Source organism: Pseudomonas sp. PNPG3 (assembly GCF_023093815.1).
GTDB lineage: Bacteria > Pseudomonadota > Gammaproteobacteria > Pseudomonadales > Pseudomonadaceae > Aquipseudomonas > Aquipseudomonas asiatica.
This window is the reverse complement of record NZ_JALLKV010000041.1, coordinates 36,377-53,934: the sequence shown is the minus strand read 5'-3', so window position 1 is coordinate 53,934 and position 17,558 is coordinate 36,377. Positions and strand designations below refer to the sequence as shown.

The 17,558-nt window shown below is 64.2% G+C and carries 16 protein-coding genes; 12 read left to right on the top strand and 4 right to left on the bottom strand.

Annotated elements, in window-relative coordinates:
* Positions 1-269: 269 nt before the first annotated feature.
* Positions 270-1,289, top strand: a complete 1,020-nt coding sequence (locus MJ643_RS22285) for a transporter (RefSeq protein ID WP_024086247.1) — start codon at positions 270-272, stop codon at positions 1,287-1,289.
* A gap of 15 nt (positions 1,290-1,304) precedes the next feature.
* Here MJ643_RS22285 and ehuA read toward each other — a convergent pair whose 3' ends face one another.
* From ehuA to ehuB, 4 genes are all read right to left on the bottom strand, one after another.
* A complete protein-coding gene (ehuA, locus tag MJ643_RS22280) occupies positions 1,305-2,099 on the bottom strand; it encodes an ectoine/hydroxyectoine ABC transporter ATP-binding protein EhuA (protein WP_164842880.1) in 795 nt (264 codons plus the stop codon).
* Positions 2,100-2,158: 59 nt separating this feature from the next.
* On the bottom strand, positions 2,159-2,815 hold the full coding sequence (gene ehuD / locus MJ643_RS22275; RefSeq protein WP_003256382.1) for an ectoine/hydroxyectoine ABC transporter permease subunit EhuD: 657 nt from the start codon (positions 2,813-2,815) through the stop codon (positions 2,159-2,161).
* Complete coding sequence (ehuC, locus tag MJ643_RS22270; RefSeq protein WP_013970844.1) at positions 2,812-3,471, bottom strand: ectoine/hydroxyectoine ABC transporter permease subunit EhuC; 660 nt, start codon at positions 3,469-3,471, stop codon at positions 2,812-2,814. Before ehuC ends, ehuD begins: the two co-directional genes overlap by 4 nt.
* Positions 3,472-3,533: 62 nt before the next feature.
* Positions 3,534-4,388, bottom strand: coding sequence for an ectoine/hydroxyectoine ABC transporter substrate-binding protein EhuB (ehuB, locus tag MJ643_RS22265; protein ID WP_013970845.1), 855 nt, complete (start codon positions 4,386-4,388; stop codon positions 3,534-3,536).
* A gap of 239 nt (positions 4,389-4,627) precedes the next feature.
* Here ehuB and MJ643_RS22260 point away from each other — a divergent pair, with 239 nt between their 5' ends.
* The 11 genes from MJ643_RS22260 (at position 4,628) to MJ643_RS22210 (ending at position 17,545) form a co-directional block, all read left to right on the top strand.
* Positions 4,628-6,022, top strand: a complete 1,395-nt coding sequence (locus MJ643_RS22260) for a PLP-dependent aminotransferase family protein (RefSeq protein ID WP_031324447.1) — start codon at positions 4,628-4,630, stop codon at positions 6,020-6,022.
* A gap of 214 nt (positions 6,023-6,236) precedes the next feature.
* Positions 6,237-7,208, top strand: a complete 972-nt coding sequence (gene eutB / locus MJ643_RS22255) for a hydroxyectoine utilization dehydratase EutB (RefSeq protein ID WP_013970847.1) — start codon at positions 6,237-6,239, stop codon at positions 7,206-7,208.
* Between the two features lie 30 nt (positions 7,209-7,238).
* Entirely contained in the window at positions 7,239-8,231 is a 993-nt protein-coding gene (gene eutC / locus MJ643_RS22250) for an ectoine utilization protein EutC (protein ID WP_013970848.1), read from the top strand.
* Positions 8,232-8,267: 36 nt separating this feature from the next.
* Positions 8,268-9,458, top strand: coding sequence for an ectoine hydrolase DoeA (doeA, locus tag MJ643_RS22245; protein WP_013970849.1), 1,191 nt, complete (start codon positions 8,268-8,270; stop codon positions 9,456-9,458).
* Positions 9,459-9,461: 3 nt separating this feature from the next.
* Positions 9,462-10,481, top strand: a complete 1,020-nt coding sequence (doeB, locus tag MJ643_RS22240; protein ID WP_013970850.1) for a N(2)-acetyl-L-2,4-diaminobutanoate deacetylase DoeB — start codon at positions 9,462-9,464, stop codon at positions 10,479-10,481.
* A 36-nt stretch (positions 10,482-10,517) separates the two neighbouring features.
* A complete protein-coding gene (locus MJ643_RS22235; RefSeq protein ID WP_013970851.1) occupies positions 10,518-11,984 on the top strand; it encodes an NAD-dependent succinate-semialdehyde dehydrogenase in 1,467 nt (488 codons plus the stop codon).
* A gap of 12 nt (positions 11,985-11,996) precedes the next feature.
* Positions 11,997-13,382, top strand: a complete 1,386-nt coding sequence (locus tag MJ643_RS22230) for an aspartate aminotransferase family protein (RefSeq protein ID WP_024086251.1) — start codon at positions 11,997-11,999, stop codon at positions 13,380-13,382.
* A 125-nt stretch (positions 13,383-13,507) separates the two neighbouring features.
* Positions 13,508-14,128: an isochorismate family cysteine hydrolase YcaC gene (ycaC, locus tag MJ643_RS22225; protein WP_013970853.1), complete on the top strand. Its 621-nt coding sequence runs from the start codon at positions 13,508-13,510 to the stop codon at positions 14,126-14,128.
* Between the two features lie 229 nt (positions 14,129-14,357).
* Positions 14,358-15,176 (top strand): polyphosphate kinase 2, encoded by an 819-nt coding sequence (ppk2, locus tag MJ643_RS22220; protein ID WP_003256373.1) that lies wholly within the window; start codon positions 14,358-14,360, stop codon positions 15,174-15,176.
* Positions 15,177-15,211: 35 nt separating this feature from the next.
* Positions 15,212-16,408: a monovalent cation:proton antiporter-2 (CPA2) family protein gene (locus MJ643_RS22215; protein WP_013970854.1), complete on the top strand. Its 1,197-nt coding sequence runs from the start codon at positions 15,212-15,214 to the stop codon at positions 16,406-16,408.
* Between the two features lie 39 nt (positions 16,409-16,447).
* Entirely contained in the window at positions 16,448-17,545 is a 1,098-nt protein-coding gene (locus MJ643_RS22210) for an AI-2E family transporter (RefSeq protein WP_013970855.1), read from the top strand.
* Positions 17,546-17,558: the final 13 nt, after the last annotated feature.

The following is a 17,558-nucleotide window of genomic DNA, read 5'->3' as shown; positions in this document are numbered from 1 at the left end:
GATTGGGCGAATCATATCGCCCTTAAGAGGTGTCCGGGATCATTAGGCCAGTTCACTTTAGCCGCGAACACCGGCGCAGCCGGTGCCATGCACCGCGTTGGATTCTTCGCGGCTAAAGCCGCTCCCACAGGGTATGCGGACCGCTTGCGAATTCGGCTCTCTACGCGACAGCGCAGCCCAAAGGGCTTTCAGCTATCCAGCTGTCATCTGACTGCAACGAATATTCAGCAACCTTTCTGCCATCTCCCCGTGCCTCATTGCGAGTTCGAATGGGCCATCCCGCGCTGCATCTGCCACAGGACCACGACCTGTTCGGCCTGCTCTACGCCTTCGCCTTCCGCCCTGGCCAGCCGGGGCGCGAAATCGATTCGGCGCAGTTGTTGCGCACGCTCGGCCAGCCGCTGGAACCTGGCGAGTTTCTCTGGGTGCACCTGAACCTGGCCCACGCTGCCTGCGAACGCTGGTTGCGCACCCACCTGCAGTTGCCCGAAGCCTTCTTCGAAACCCTGCGCGAAGGTTCGCGCTCGACCCGTATCGAACACGCCGACTCGGCACTGCTGGCGGTGGTCAACGATGTGGTGTTCAACTTCGGCCTGGTGTCCTCGGACATCTCCACGCTGTGGGCCTGCGCCAGCAGCCAGTTGCTGGTAAGCGCGCGGTTGCAGCCGCTGCATTCGGTCGACAAGCTGCGCTCGTCGGTCAAGCATGGCGAGCGCTTTCATTCGTCCATCGAGTTGCTGGTCCATCTGTTGCGCGACCAGGGCGATGTGCTGACCCAGATCGTGCGTGAAACCACCACCAGCGTCGACCGCATCGAAGACCAGTTGCTGTCCCAGCGCCTGAGCGACAACCGCGCCGAACTGGGCAGCATGCGCCGGGTGCTGGTGCGCTTGCAGCGCCTGCTGGCGCTGGAGCCGGGGGCGCTGCTGCGCCTGCTCAACCGGCCGCCCGACTGGCTGCAGGAACAGGACATACGCCAGCTGCGCGCGGCCACAGAAGAGTTCACCCTGGTGATCAGCGACCTCACCGCCCTCGGTGAGCGGATCAAGCTGTTGCAGGAAGAAATCGCCGCCAAGCTCAACGAACAGACCAACCGCACCCTGTTCACCCTGACCGTGGTGACCGTGCTGGCGCTGCCCATCAACATCATCGCCGGTTTCTTCGGCATGAATGTCGGGGGTGTGCCGCTGGCGGAAAACCCCCATGGTTTCTGGGTGCTGGTGGCCCTGGTGGCGACCTTCACCGTGCTGGTGGGGCGCTGGGCGTTTCGCAAGCGGCGCGAGTACTGACGCGACGATCGCCGGTCAGTTCGCCTCCCGCACTGCACTGAGGAACGCCCGGGTCCGCTCCTGTTGCGGGTTTTCGAAGATCTGCGCCGGCGTCCCCTGTTCGTGGATCTGCCCCTTGTAGAAGAAGCACACCCGATCCGCGAACTCCCTGGCAAAGCCCATCTGATGCGTCACCATCAGCATGGTCAGGTTGTGTTCGCTGCCCAACCGGCGGATCACGTTCAGCACCTCGCCACACAGTTCCGGGTCCAGCGCCGAGGTCACTTCGTCGAACAGCATCACCTTGGGTCGCATCGCCAGCGCCCGGGCAATCGCCACGCGTTGTTGCTGGCCACCGGACAATTGCGACGGGTAATGCTCGAACTTGTTGCCCAGGCCAACCATCTCCAGCAGCTCCGCAGCCCGTTCGCGCGCCTCGGAGGGCTTCACGCCCAGTACCTGGACCGGGGCTTCGATCACGTTCTGCAAGGCACTCATGTGCGGGAACAGGTTGAAACTCTGGAACACCATGCCGATCTTCGCGCGCACTTTGCGTACATGGCGCTCGTTGGCGATGAGCTGCTGGCCGTTGCGCCCGGGCATGTGGGTGAGCGATTCGCCATCGACTTCGATCATGCCCTGGTCAATGCCTTCAAGCGTCATCAGTACCCGCAGCAACGTCGATTTGCCCGAGCCGCTGGGGCCGATGATCGCCACCTTTTCGCCGGGGGCGACATCGAGGTTGAGGCCGTCGAGCACGGTGAAGCTGCCGTAGCGTTTGGTCACGTCCTTGAAGCTGACGATCGGTTGGGCAATGGCCGGTGTGGGCATGTGGGTGTCCAGCGGCTGGGTGGCGGTGGCAGTGGCGAAGTGGGTCACAGGGGCGATCATCAGCGGAGCTCCAGGCGCACTTCAAGGCGCCGAACGAGGTAGGCCAGAGCGACGCTCAAGGCCAGGAAGAACAGACCGACCAGGGTGATCGGCTCGAGGTAGCGGAAGCTTTCGGAGCCGACGTTCTTGGCCTGCTGCATGATTTCCACCACGGTGATGGCCGACAGCACCGGGGTGTCCTTGAGCATGGCGATCAGGTAGTTGCCCAACGGCGGCAGGATCGGGCGAATCGCCTGGGGCAGGATGACTGCCCGGTAGGCGGTCCACGGCGCGAAGTTGAGGGCGACCACCGCTTCCCACTGGCTGCGCGCCACCGAGTCGAGGCCGCCGCGGTAAACCTCGGCCAGGTAACAGGCGTAGTGCACGCCGATACCGATGATGCCGGCCTGCATGGCCGTCATGTTCACCCCGTAGTTGGGCAGCACGTAGTAGAGGAAATACACTTGGATCAGCAGCGGCGTACTGCGGATGAACTCGATCAGCAATGCCACCGGCCACGACAGCCAGGCCTGGCGGCTGCGTCGGGCAATGGCCAGGAACAGGCCCAGCACCACTGCGATCAGGAAGCCAACCAAGGTGATGCCCAGGGTTTTCAGCGACGCCTGCAGCAAGTCGGGGAGGATTTGCGCGACGTAGTTCCAGTCCCAGAAATTCATGACAGGCTCCCCCGCAGGCGACCACGGCTCAGGCGCCGTTCGACCCGACGCATGAGGAAGTTGATGACCTGCGCCAGGACGAAGTAGAGCAGCAGGGTGAGGCTGAAGATTTCCAGGGTCTGGAAGGTCGCCTGGTCCAGCTGACGGGCGCGGAAGCTAAGGTCCGACAGGGTGATCAGCGACACCAGCGAGGTGTTCTTCAGCAGTTCGATCAGCAGGTTGGTGCCAGGTGCGATGGCCGCCAGCAATGCCTGCGGCAGGATGATCCGCCGGAAGCGGGTGGTGGCGGGCATGTTCAGCGCGGTGCAGGCTTCGTACTGCCCCTTGGCCACCGAGCTGATCGCCCCGCGCATCACTTCGGCACCGTAGGCACCGATGTGCAGCCCGAGGCCGACGATGGCCACGGTGTAGGCGCTGAGTTCGACGTTGAACGGTGGCAGCGGCAATACGAAGAACAGCCAGAACAACTGCACCAGCAGCGAGGTGCCACGGAACAGCTCGATGTAGGCCACGCACAGCCAGCTCAATGGCCGCCATGACGAACGCCGGCCGAGGGCGGCGAGGATCGCGGCGACGATGGCCAGCAGCGAGCCGAAGAAGGTCACCTGGATGGTGATCCAGGCGCCTTGCAGTAACAACGGTATCAATTCACCCATGGTTCGACCTGAATAATCGGATTACACAGGGAATGGCACGGCAAGCGCCATGCCACCTCGATTCACTGCTGGGCACAGAGCTCGGCGGCGGTCTTGTCAGTCACGTTGCTGCGGTCGAAGCCGAACGGCGCGACGGTCTTCAGATGCTCCTCGCTGCCCAGCCACTTCTTCATCTCGGCGTTGACCGCGTCGCGCAGGGCTTTGTCCTCGGGGCGGAAGGCCAGGGCACCGTAGCCGGTGTGGGCCGGGTCATCCGTGAAGTCGCTGATCGCCTCGACCTTGTCGCCACCCTTTTTCGCCAGGCCCTTCATGGTCAGCTGGGTGCCCACGGCAGCATCGGCGCGGCCGGCACGCACGGCCTGCAACTGGGCGGTGGTGTCCGGCACCTGAAGGATCTGCGCATCGGTGATGCCGGAGTCGCGGGCATAGGCGAGGTTGACCGTGCCGGCCATGATCGCCAGCTTCACGTCCGGGCTCCTGGCGATGTCGGCGTAGCTGTGCAGGTTCTTCGGATTGCCCTGTGCCACCAGCAGGGTGTCGGGCAGGGCGTACTGCGGGTCGGTGAAGATCACCTGCTTGCAGCGTGCGGGGGTGATGTACATGCCTGCTGCAATCACATCGAAGCGCCCGGCGCGCAAGCCCGGGATCAACGAACCCCACTCGGTGAGCACGCCATCGACCTGCTTGATGCCCATTTTCTCGAAGATGATCTTGGCGATTTCCGGCGACTCACCGGTTACACGGCCATCGGTTTCGGTGAAGGCGAACGGGGTTTCGTTGGCGTAGCCGATGCGGATGCGGCTGGTTTCCTTGATCTCGTCCAGGCTGGCGGCCTGGGCGCTGGCGAGCACACCGACGGCGGCACAGGCCATCAGCAGGCGCTGGAAGGGGCGTGGAACGTTGAAAGGCTGGCTCATCAATGAAGCTCCTGTTTGTTATAAAAACCGTCGTCGACGGCTCTGTGTTAGGAGGCAGTGGAGCAAAACAGCGATAGCAGGTCGGTCTTTTGTTCGAGGCTGCCAGGCAGCGGGAGTTCGACCTTGGGGCGAGCATACAAAAGCTGAAACGGCGATGGCATTGCACTAGGACAATTGCCCGAAGCACTTGTACGGGGGATGCTGTGACCCTGGCCCCGGCAAGCGAAGCGAACCTCATGATGAACAGTTGGAAGGCAGCCCTGGACGCGGCCCGCATCGGCGAGTCCAAATACAAGATCCTGGTCCAGGCCGTCACCGGCGAGATCGAGCGCGGCGTATTGGTACATGACCAGCGCCTGCCACCGCAGCGACAGGTAGCCGATGCCCTGGGCATCAGCGTGCAGACCGTGACCAATGCCTACAAGGAACTCGAGCGCCAAGGCCTGGTACGTTGCGAGATCGGCCGTGGCAGTTTCGTCAGCCGGCGCATGAGCGACCGTGTGTCGGATGACATCATCGACCTGCCCGAGCGTACCCTGGTCGACTTCTCCATCACCCGCATCCTGCACACCCAGGTGCATGAGCGCATCTGGCGCGACACTTGCGCCGAGCTGGCCGTGGAAGAGGAGCAGCCGTGGATCCATGCCTACCGGCCCATCGCCGGTTTCGAGAGCCACCGCGAGGCCGCGGTGCGCTGGCTTGCCGGCCTGGGCATGCAGGTCGAGCGTGACGATGTGCTGGTAACCAACGGCGCCGCCCACGCCATCTTCCTGGCCCTGGCCTCGCTGGCCGGGCCGGATGATGTGGTGCTGTGCGAGGGGTTGACCGACCATGGCGTGATCGGCAATTCACAGGTGCTCGGTTTCACCCTCAAGGGCCTGGAGATGGACCGCGAGGGCATCAACCCGGAACATTTCGAGGACATCTGCAGCAACGAGCGGGTGACCGCGCTGGTGTGCACACCCAACCTCAACAACCCGACCGTCAGCCTGATGCCCGACAGCCGGCGCCAGGAGATTGCCGAAATTGCCCGGCGCTTTGGCGTGCATATCATCGAAGATGACGTTTACGGCCCGCTACTGGGTGGCAGCCATGCCAGGCCGCTCAGTTCCTATGCGCCGGAGCTGTCGTTCTACTGCACCAGCATGACCAAATCGGTGCTTACCGGCCTGCGCGTGGGCTATCTGGCCATGCCCAAGCGGCTGGCGCTGCGCACCGAGAGCATCTTGCGGGTCAACAGCTGGATGGCCACGCCCCTGGTGGCGGAGATTGCATCGCGCTGGATCAACGACGGGCGCGCGGCGCAACTGGTGGCGCTGCAGCGCACCTTGCTGGGCGAGCGTCAGGCGTTGTTGCGTGAGTACCTGGGGGAGTATGTGCGTGGTCAGCACGCCCATGCCTTGGGTGCCTGGCTGAACATTCCCGAGCGCTGGGAAGTGGACAGCCTGGTGCGTGCCTTGCGCCGCCGGCAGATTGCGGTGACGCCGCCGGAGCCGTTCCTGGTGCGCGGTACACCGCGGCCACGGGCCGTGCGCTTGTGCGTGGGCGCCGAGTGTTCCGAGGCAAAGTTGCGCCAGGCCTTTGGCGATATGCGGGAGTTGTTCGGGCAGTATCCGCAGATCCACGAGCTTTGAGCGGCCTGTACCGGCCTCTTCGCGGGTAAACCCGCTCCCACAGGAATCGCGCATTTCCTGAACCCCGCACGGAACCTGTGGGAGCGGGTTTACCCGCGAAGAGGCCGGTACAGGCAAAAACAAATTCCCCGGCAAATTGCCCTAGTACATTCAGCACGACAATTTTCGCCTCATACACTCCGCCCAACATCAGCTCACTTGTTGGGTCCCGGTCATGTCAGCGCTCTCGCTTCACGATCTCTACCTCGCCCGCCAGCGTATCCACGGCCTGGTGCGCAGCACGCCGCTGGAACTTTCCCCCAGCCTGTCACGGCGCCTGGGCACGCCGGTCTACCTGAAGCTCGAGGCCCTGCAGACTACCGGCAGCTTCAAGCTGCGCGGGGCCAGCAATGCCATCGCCGCACTCAGCGCTGAACAACGCGCTTGCGGCGTGGTTACGGCCTCCACCGGCAATCACGGCCGGGCGGTGGCCCACGCTGCTGCGCAACTGGGCGTGAAGGCAACCGTGTTTCTTTCGCAACTGGTGCCAGCCAACAAAGTCCAGGCCATCCGCGATCTGGGCGCCGAAGTGTGCATCGTCGGCCACTCCCAGGACGATGCCCAGCAGGCCGCGCAACAACATGCCGATCAACAGGGCGCAACCCTGATCCCACCTTTCGATCACCCTCAGGTCATCGCCGGCCAGGGCACGTTGGGCCTGGAAATCATCGAGCAGTTGCCCGAGGTGGAGCAGGTGCTGATTCCGCTCTCCGGTGGTGGCCTGTTCGCAGGTGTGGCGTTGGCCATGAAAAGCATCAAGCCGGCGATCACCACCCATGGCATCAGCATGCAGCGCGGCGCGGCGATGTACGCCAGCCTGCAGGCCGGCAGGCCGGTCGAGGTTGAGGAGCTGCCGACACTCGCTGACTCGCTCGGCGGCGGCATCGGCCTGGGCAACCAGCACACCCTGAACATGACCCAGCGTCTGCTCGACCAACTCCACCTGCTGCCGGAAGCGTCGATCGCCAATGGCATGCGCCACGCCTACCAGCACGAACGGTTGGTACTCGAAGGTGCCGGTGCAGTCGGCATCGCCGCGCTGCTCGACGGCTTGGTGACGGCCCGCGGCCCGGTGGTGGTGGTGGTCAGCGGGCGCAACGTCGACAGCGCACAGCATCAGCGCGTCATCAATGGCGGCGACGCCTGAAATTCACGTTCCTTCACTGGAGGTATTCGAATGCCGGCCATCACCTTGCTCAGCGAAGCCGACCTGCGTAGCTGCATTACCCTCGACCGCGACGCGATCGATGCCATCGAGCAGGCCTTTGCCCTGCTTGCCACGGCCAATGTGGCGATGCCGCCGATCCTGCGCCTGGATGTGCCCGAGCACAACGGCGAGGTGGACGTGAAAACCGCCTACCTTCCTGGTCTGGAGCGTTTCGCGATCAAGGTCAGCCCAGGCTTTTTCGACAACCCCAAGCTTGGCCTGCCCAGCCTCAACGGCATGATGATGCTGCTGTCGGCCCGCACTGGCCTGCTCGATGCCTTGCTCCTCGACAATGGCTACCTCACCGCCGTGCGCACCGCTGCAGCCGGTGCGGTGGCTGCCCGCTGGCTGTCGCGGCAGGACAGCCGCAGCGTGGCCTTGATCGGCAGTGGCGAACAGGCACGCCTGCAGCTGCAGGCACTGCGCCTGGTGCGGCCGATCGAGCAGGTCAAGGTGTGGGGGCGCGATGCGCAGAGAACCGCAGCGTTATGTGATGACCTGGGGCGCGATGGGCAACTGCAGGTACAGGCCTGCGACAGTGTCGACCAGGCCATGCAGGCGGTCGATATCGCCATCACCTGCACCCCCAGCCGCGAGCCGCTGATCCAGCCGCATCACCTGCAACCGGGGCTGCACATCACTGCCATGGGCTCGGATGCCGAGCACAAGAACGAGATCGCGCCCATGGCCCTGGCCCGGCTCGACCGTTATGTGGCCGACCGCCTGAGCCAGACCCGCGTGCTGGGCGAACTGCACCACGCCTTGCGCGCTGGCGTGGTCAGCGAACAGGCCGTTCATTCCGAGCTGGGCCAGATCATCGCCGGCCTGCACCCGGGCCGTGTGCAGGCCGAAGAGGTCACCCTGTGCGACCTGACCGGCACCGGGGCCCAGGACACCGCCATCGCCAACCTTGCCTTCGAACGCGCAATCGCCGCCAACAAAGGCCTGGCGTTTCACAGCTGACAGTTTTCACAACCCACTCACAAGAAGGGCATCCGTATGTCACAGACAGTGGTCAACCTGCCGTTCAGCCGGCAGGAGTACGCCCAGCGCCTGGCCAAGACCCGCGCTGCCATGCAGGCACAGGGCCTGGAGCTTTTGCTGGTTACCGATCCATCGAACATGGCCTGGCTCACCGGCTATGACGGCTGGTCGTTCTACGTGCACCAGTGCGTGCTGCTGGCGCTCGATGGCGAGCCGATCTGGTTTGGCCGCGGCCAGGACGCCAATGGCGCAAGGCGCACGGTGTTCATGCAGCACGACAACATCGTCGGCTACCCGGATATCTATGTGCAGTCACGCGAGCGCCACCCGATGGACTACCTGTGCCAGGAGGTGATTCTGGCCAAGGGCTGGGGCGGCCTGAGCATCGGCGTGGAGATGGACAACTACTACTTCAGCGCGGCGGCCTACCAGGCGCTGTGCAAGCACTTGCCGCAGGCGCGCTTCAGCGATGCCGCCGGGCTGGTCAACTGGCAGCGGGCGGTCAAGTCGCCGCAGGAAATCGAATACATGCGTATCGCCGCGCGCATCGTCGAACAGATGCACGGGTGCATCCTCGAACGCATCGAGCCCGGCATGCGCAAGAACGAGCTGGTGGCCGAGATCTACCGCAGCGGCATCCTCGGTGTCGATGGCCACGGTGGCGACTACCCGGCCATCGTGCCGTTGTTGCCGACTGGCGCTGATGCCAGCGCGCCGCACCTGACCTGGGACGATTCACCGTTCACCCGCGGCGCCGGCACGTTCTTCGAGATTGCCGGCTGCTACAAGCGCTACCACTGCCCGCTGTCGCGTACCGTGTACCTGGGCAAGCCGCCGCAACACTTTCTCGATGGCGAAAAGGCGGTGGTCGAAGGTATCGCGGCCGGCCTCGATGCCGCGCGGCCAGGCAATACCACCGGTGACATCGCCAGGGCGTTCTTCCGTGTGCTGGAGAAGTTCGGCATACACAAGGACAGCCGCTGTGGTTACCCGATCGGTATCAGTTACCCGCCAGATTGGGGCGAGCGCACCATGAGCCTGCGCCCGAGCGACACCAGCGTGCTGCAACCGGGCATGACCTTCCACTTCATGCCGGGGCTGTGGATGGACGACTGGGGCCTGGAGATCACCGAAAGCATCCTCATCACCGAGACCGGGGTCGAGACCCTGTGCAACGTGCCGCGCCAGCTGTTCGTGAAGGACTGACCCATGAATGCAATCGCTCAGGCCGCCGCCACGGTGGCCAACCCGATCACCTGTACCTTGGATTTCGAGCAGGACGGTGTGCAGCACGGCTTCCTCAAGCTGCCGTACTCGCGTGACGACTCGGCCTGGGGGGCGGTGATGATTCCGCTGACGGTGGTCAGGAATGGCAGTGGCCCTACTGCCTTGCTCACTGGTGGCAATCACGGTGATGAGTACGAAGGCCCGGTGGCGCTGAGCAAGCTGGCTCAGCAGCTGCAGCCCGAGCAGGTAAACGGGCGGGTGATCATCGTGCCGTTCATGAACACACCGGCGTTCCAGGCGGGCACCCGTACTTCGCCGATCGACCGGGGCAACCTCAACCGCAGCTTCCCTGGCCGGCCTGATGGCAGCGTGACGGAAAAGATCGCCGATTATTTCCGGCGCACCTTGCTGCCGTTGGCCGATATCGTCCTGGACATCCACTCCGGTGGTCGCACCCTCGATTTCCTGCCGTTCGCTGCATGCCATGTGCTGCCCGACAAGGCCCAGCAGGCCCGCTGTGAAGCCGGCATGCAGGCCTTCGCCGCGCCCTACAGCATGCGCATGCTCGAGCTGGATGCGCAGGCGATGTACGACACCGCGGCAGAAGAGCAGGGCAAGGTGTTCATCACCACCGAACTGGGCGGTGGTGGCACCTCCACGGCGAAAAGCGTGGCCCTGGCGGAGCGCGGCGTGCGCAATGTGCTGATTCACGCCGGCATCCTTGCCGGCGAAGTGGAGCAGGGCGAGACAACCCTGCTGGACATGCCCGATGGCGATTGCTTCATCGCCAGCGAGCACGACGGATTGCTGGAGATGTGCCGCGACCTGGGCGAAACGGTCAGCCAGGGCGAAGTGATCGCCCGTATCCATGACATCCGCCGCACCGGCAGCGCCCCGGTCGAGTACCGCGCCCGACGCAATGGCTTGCTCGCAGCCCGGCACTTTCCCGGCCTGGTGCAGTGCGGCGACACCCTGGCGGTGATAGCCGACGTACTGGCCTGAACCTGGCGCCACGACAACGAGGTATGGAGAACAGTCATGTCACACCACTACCCATTCAACAGCCTGTGCCACGTCGATGGCCAATGGCTGCACAGCCACAGCGGCAACAGCATCGCCGTGCATGACCCGGCCAACCGCCAGGTCATCGGCCATGTGCCGCTGCTCGACCACGAGCAGATCGTCGCCGCGGTGGATGCCGCCCAGCGGGCTTTCCCGGCCTGGCGCCAGCAGAGTCTGGACAGCCGCGCTGCGCTGTTGCGGCGCTGGGCTGAATTGATGCTCGAGCACCAGGAGGCTCTGGCGCGCATTCTCAGCGAGGAACAGGGTAAGCCGCTGGCCGAAGCACGCGGTGAAATCGCCTATGCGGCAAGCTTCATCCCCTGGTTTGCCGAGGAGGCCCGGCGCCTCAACGGGCAGACTATCCCCAGCCATATTCCGGGTGCCCAGCTGAGTACGCTGAAGGAGCCCGTCGGGGTCTGCGCGCTGCTCACCCCGTGGAACTTCCCCAGTGCCATGATCACCCGCAAGGCGGCTGCGGCGTTGGCGGCCGGCTGCACGGTGGTGGTCAAGCCGGCCCACGAAACACCGTTTTCGGCGCTGGCCCTGGCCCAGCTGGCAGAGGACGCCGGCTTCCCGCCGGGGGTGTTCAACGTGGTAATCGGCGAGCCGCAGATGGCCATGGAAACCCTGGTGTGCGACAGCCGCGTGCGGGCGGTCAGCTTCACCGGCTCGACCCGTGTCGGCAAGCTGGTGCTGCAAGCCGCGGCTCAGGATGTGAAGAAAGTGGCGCTGGAGCTGGGCGGCAACGCGCCGTTCATCGTCTGCGCCGATGCCGACCTGGAGCTGGCCGTGCGGGTGGCCGTGGCCGCCAAGTTCCAGACGTCTGGCCAGGACTGCTGCGCGGCCAACCGGATCATGGTGCAGCGGCCGTTGTACGAAGCATTCCTGATGCGTTTCGCCGAAGCGGTGCGGGCGCTGAAGGTTGGCCCGGCGATGGTCGATGGCGAGGAGACGGCGGCAGAGGTCGGCCCGTTGATGCACCAGGCCGCCTTCGATGCCACCCAGGCCCGGGTCGAGGACGCCCTGCAGCGTGGCGCCCGGCGCCTGGTCGGTGGCGAGGGCCATGCGCTGGGTGGCTGGTTCTTCCAGCCGACGGTGCTCGCCGATGTCACGCCGGCGATGCGCATCTACCAGGAAGAAAACTTCGCGCCGATTGCCGGGGTCATGCCGTTCGACACGCTGGAGCAGGCCATCACCATGGCCAATGACACCGAGTACGGCCTGGCTGCCTACATCGTCGGCAACCGCCTCGATGTCGTGCACCCGCTGGTGCGCCGGCTCGACCACGCGATGGTGGCGATCAACGGCGTCAAGTTCACCGGCCACCCCATCCCGTTCGGCGGCATGAAGGCCTCGGGCCTGGGCCGCGAAGGCGGCAGCGAGGGCTTCGAACCCTTCGTCGAAACCAAATACGTTTGCTTGCACCACCACGGTCAGTTCTAAGGAGTGTTTGCCATGAGCCAAGATTTCAGCCAGCTGTTCGAACAGGACCGCGCCCACTTCATGCACCCTTCGACCCACGCCCATGATCACGCCAGCGGCGCGCTCAAGGGCCGGATCATCACCGGTGCCGAGGGCATCCGCCTGCGTGACCATGAAGGCCGCGAACTGATCGACGCCTTCGCCGGCCTGTACTGCGTGAACATCGGTTACGGGCGTACCGAGGTCGCTGACGCGATCCATCGTCAGGCCAAGGAGCTGGCGTATTACCACACCTACGTCGGCCACTCGACCGAAGCGATCATCGAGCTTTCCAGCCGCATCATCGACTGGGCGCCGGCTGGGATGAAAAAGGTCTATTACGGCCTGTCGGGGTCCGATGCCAACGAGACCCAGGTCAAGCTGGTGCGCTACTACAACAACATCCTCGGTCGTCCACTCAAGAAGAAGATCATCTCTCGCGACCGCGGCTATCACGGCTCGGGCATCATGACCGGCAGCCTTACCGGCCTGCCCAGCTTCCACCAGCATTTCGACCTGCCGGTGGAAGGCGTCAAGCATACGGTCTGCCCGCACTGGTACCGCAAGGCACCGGCCGGCATGGATGAGCAGGCCTTCGTGCGCTATTGCGCCGACGAGCTGGAGCAATTGATCCTGGCCGAAGGGCCCGACACGGTCGCCGCGTTCATTGGCGAGCCGCTGATGGGCACCGGTGGCATCATCGTGCCGCCCAAGGGCTACTGGAAGGCGATCCAGGCCGTGCTCGATCGCTACGACGTGCTGCTGATCGCCGACGAAGTGGTGTGCGCCTTCGGCCGCCTGGGCTCGAAGATGGGCAGCCAGCGCTACGACATCCGCCCGGACCTGATCACCACGGCCAAGGGCCTGACCAGCGCCTATGCGCCTCTGTCGGCAGTGATCGTTGGTGAGAAGGTGTGGAACGTGATCGAAGAAGGCTCGCAGAAGGCCGGCCCGATGGGCCACGGCTGGACCTACTCTGGGCACCCGATCTGCGCGGCGGCGGCGCTGGCCAACCTGGATATTCTCGAGCGCGAGAACCTGACCGAGAATGCCGAAGTGGTGGGTGCATACCTGAACCGGCGCATGCGCGAAACCTTCGAAGGCCACCCGCTGGTAGGTGAAGTACGGGGTGACGGCATGCTTTGCGCAATCGAGTTCATGGCCGATCGCGAGGCGCGTACGGCGTTCGACCCGGCGTTGAAAGTCGGGCCACAGGTGTCGGCAGCGTGCCTTGAGCGCGGGATGATCGCCCGGGCCATGCCGCATGGTGACATTCTCGGTTTCGCACCGCCGTTGGTGCTGAACCAGGAGGATGCCGAGAAGATCGTCGCCATCACCAAGGTGGCGGTCGATGAGGTAGCTGGCAAGGTACTCGGCTAAGCATCGCAGGGGCCGCCGTGCGGCCCCATCGCCGGCCTTGGCAGGCGAACCGACTGACGGTCCCATCCACCTTTCATCCTTGCCTACGCTGATATTCCCAACCCGCTAACGCAAGGAAACCCGTCATGGCCTTCCAATACAAGCGTCTGGACAAGAACAACGCCGCCGTGCTGCTGGTCGACCACCAGACCGGCCTGCTCTCGCTGGTAAGGGACATCGACCCCGACCGCTTCAAGAACAACGTCCTGGCCCTGTCGGACCTGGCCAAGTACTTCAAGCTGCCGACCATTCTCACCACCAGTTTCGAGACCGGCCCCAACGGCCCGCTGGTGCCCGAACTGAAAGAGCAGTTCCCCGACGCCCCGTACATCGCCCGGCCTGGCAACATCAACGCCTGGGACAACGAGGACTTCGTCAAGGCCGTCAAGGCTACCGGCAAGAAGCAGCTGCTGATCGCCGGCGTGGTGACCGAAGTGTGCGTGGCCTTCCCGGCACTGTCGGCGCTGGAGGAGGGCTTCGAGGTATTCGTCGTCACCGATGCCTCCGGCACCTTCAACGAACTGACCCGTGACTCGGCCTGGCGGCGCATGGAGGCCGCCGGGGCGCAACTGATGACCTGGTTCGGCGTGGCCTGCGAGCTGCACCGTGACTGGCGCAACGACATCGAAGGGCTGGGGACCCTGTTCTCCAACCATATTCCGGACTACCGCAACCTGATGACCAGCTACAACAAGATGGCCAAGTAATCCGGCCTTGAAGGCACCCCGTACCCTGTGGGGGCGGGTTCACCCGCGAATGCATCGGTAGCTTTGATGACGCATTCGCGGGTAAACCCGCTCCTACACCCACCCCGGAACACTCACCAGCACTCGTAGAATCAATGAGATAGAGGCAAGCCTGCGAAATCCATAAGCGAAGCGGCAAACTGCCATGGATCGACCATACTGACTCTTCATTCGCCCTCAGGAGAGTGCCATGTCGAAGTCGTCCAGGAAGAGAGACCCCAAGGACCAGCCGGAGAAACTGGGCGGCAAGGCGTACGAGAAGGAGCTCAAGCAGCTGCACGTGGAGCTGGTGAAGCTGCAGGAATGGGTGGTGGCCAAGGGCCTGAAGGTGTGCATTGTCTTCGAGGGCCGCGATGGCGCCGGCAAGGGCGGTACCATCAAGGCCATTACCGAGCGCGTCAGCCCGCGAGTATTCCGCGTGGTGGCGCTGCCGGCGCCAACCGAGCGGGAAAAGAGCCAGATGTATGTGCAACGCTACCTGGGCCACCTGCCTGCCGCGGGCGAGGTAGTGATCTTCGACCGCAGCTGGTACAACCGCGCCGGTGTCGAGCGAGTGATGGGCTTCTGCAGTGAAGAGCAGAGCAGCAAGTTTCTCACCGTGGTGCCGCTGTTCGAAAAGATGATGGTCGAGTCGGGGATCATCCTCATCAAGTACTGGCTGGAGGTCAGCGCCGAAGAGCAGACCCGCCGCCTGCAGGACCGCATCAACGATGGCCGCAAGCTGTGGAAGCTGTCGCCGATGGACCTCAAGTCCTACACACGCTGGGATGAATACACCCGGGCCCGCGACGAAATGTTCGCCGCCTCCGACTCGTCATGGGCACCGTGGTTCATGGCCCATTCCAACGACAAGCGCCGTGCCCGGCTGAACATCATCAGCCATCTGTTGACGCGCATTCCCTACAAGGACATCACCCGTGACGGGCTGGTGAAATTGCCCAAGCGCGGCAAGATCGGCAAATACAAGGCCGTCAACTACCCGTTCAAAGTCGTCGAAGAGCGTTTCTGATCTCTCCCCGCGGGGAGCAGCGAGGGTGCGAGCCTATGCCACATGATGGCAGCCTGTTGCAGGCGACGGTGGTGTTCCTGCTGGCCGTGGTGCTTCTGGTACCGCTGGCGCAGCGTTTGAAAATGGGGGCGGTGCCCGGCTATCTGCTGGCGGGCATCCTGATAGGGCCATCGGTATTTGGCCTGCTGAACAACCCGGATAACGTGGCACGCCTGTCGGAGATGGGTGTGGTGATGTTGCTGTTCGTCATCGGCCTGGAGCTTTCGCCGCGGCGTTTGTGGGGCATGCGCCGGGCGCTGTTTGGCGTCGGCTCGCTACAAGTGGGCCTGAGTGCTGTAGTGCTTGGCCTGCTGGCGTACTGGCTGTTCGGCCAGTCGAAGCCGGCTGCCATCGTGCTGGGCCTGGGCCTTGCGCTGTCGTCAACTGCGTTTGGCCTGCAGGTACTGGCCGAGCGCAAGGACCTGGGCAAGCCGCACGGCCGCCTGGCCGTGGCGATCCTGCTGTTCCAGGACATTGCCGCGATCCCGCTGATTGCCGTGGTGCCGCTGCTCGGTGGTGATGTCAGTACCGCCGACGAAGGCGCCTGGCCGGTGTTGGCGGTGGTGGTTGGCATAGGTGTGCTGATCATCTTTGGCCGCTACCTTTTGACCCCTGTCTTCAAATGGACAGTCGGTTCTGGCCTGCCCGAGCTGTCTACCGCTACCGCCCTGTTGGTGGTGCTGGGCACCGCCTGGGTGATGGAGCACGTAGGTGTGTCCATGGCGTTGGGGGCGTTTCTGGCGGGCGTCCTGATGGCCGAGTCGCCTTTCCGCCACGAACTGGAAACCCAGATCGAGCCCATCAAGGGGTTGCTGCTGGGGCTGTTCTTCGTTGGCGTGGGAATGAGCGCCGACCTGCGCCTGCTGTTCGGCATGCCGTTAATGGTGCTGGGGCTGACCCTGCTGCTGGTGATGATCAAATTGCCGCTGCTTTATGGCCTGGGCCGCACCGCAGGTGGGCTCACCCAGGCCCAGGCGCTGTGCCTGGGCGTGGTGCTGGCGTCTGGCGGCGAGTTTGCCTTCGTGGTGTTCAAGCTGGCGTTGGATCATCAGGTGCTGGGGCAGCAGGTGCATGACCTGCTGGTGCTGGCCATCACCTTGTCGATGGCGGTAGTGCCGTTGGTAATGATGGCCCTGGCGCGGCAGTTGCGTGACGACAGCCCCACACCGGCAGCCCCTGAAGCGGGCCACTGAATCGCGCCACATGGCGCACCTGGAGTTCGGAGGTGAAGCATGCAACCGGGTATCAAGATGGACAGCCGCCTGTCGCGGGGCTTGCTCGATGTGCTCATCAAGGCCGGCCTGGTGGCTGCGCTGGTGATATTCGCCTTCCAGACGTTCCAGCCGTTCCTGGAGCTGATGCTGTGGTCGGTGATCCTGGCGGTGACCTTGTACCCGTTGTATTGCCGCATCCAGCGCCGCACAGGGCTCAAGGACGGGCTTTCGGCGACGCTGGTCGTTCTGCTGGTACTGGTCGTGCTGCTGGTGCCGATCTACCTGGTGGTGATGTCGATCGGCGAATCGGTGGACAGCCTGGTGACGCTGCTGAAAAGCGGGGCCTGGACCGTGCCGGCCCCTCCCGACTCGGTGGCGGCCTGGCCGCTGATCGGGCCGAAGGTGCATGCCTTGTGGCTGGCCGCCTCGGAAAACATGGCCGGTGTGCTGAACCAGTGGATGCCCCAGCTCAAGGGTGCCGGGCGCACGGTGCTGGGGGCTGCAGCCAGTGCGGGCGGCGCGTTCCTGCTGTTCATCGCGGCGATCATCGTCTCGGGCATCATCATGGCGTTCGGTGACCGCGGCGAAATCGCGGCGCAGCGCATTGCCATGCGGGTGTCGGGGGAGGAGCGCGGCAAGCCATTGGCCAAGCTGTGCACCGCCACCATTCGCGCGGTGGCCCAGGGCGTGATCGGCATTGCCTTCATCCAGATGCTGCTGATCGGTGTCGGCTTCGTCATCAAAGGGGTACCGGGAGCGGGGATGCTGGCAATCGTCATCCTCATGCTGGGGATTGCCCAGGCACCGGCCACGTTGATAACGGTGCCGGTGATCATCTACATCTTCAACGTCGAAGGCTTTACCGTGGCGACCATCATTTTCGCCATCTACACCTTCGTCGCCGGGCTTGCCGACAACGTGCTCAAGCCGCTGCTGCTGGGGCGCGGGGTGGACGTGCCGATGCCGGTGGTGCTGATCGGGGCATTGGGCGGCATGGTGGTCAAAGGCATCATCGGCCTGTTCATCGGGCCGGTGATCCTGGGCGTCACTTATGTACTGTTCTGGCAGTGGGTGGCGCTGCAGGTGCCGGAAAATCCCGTCGAACCGTCGGCGTAAGCCAAGGCCTGCC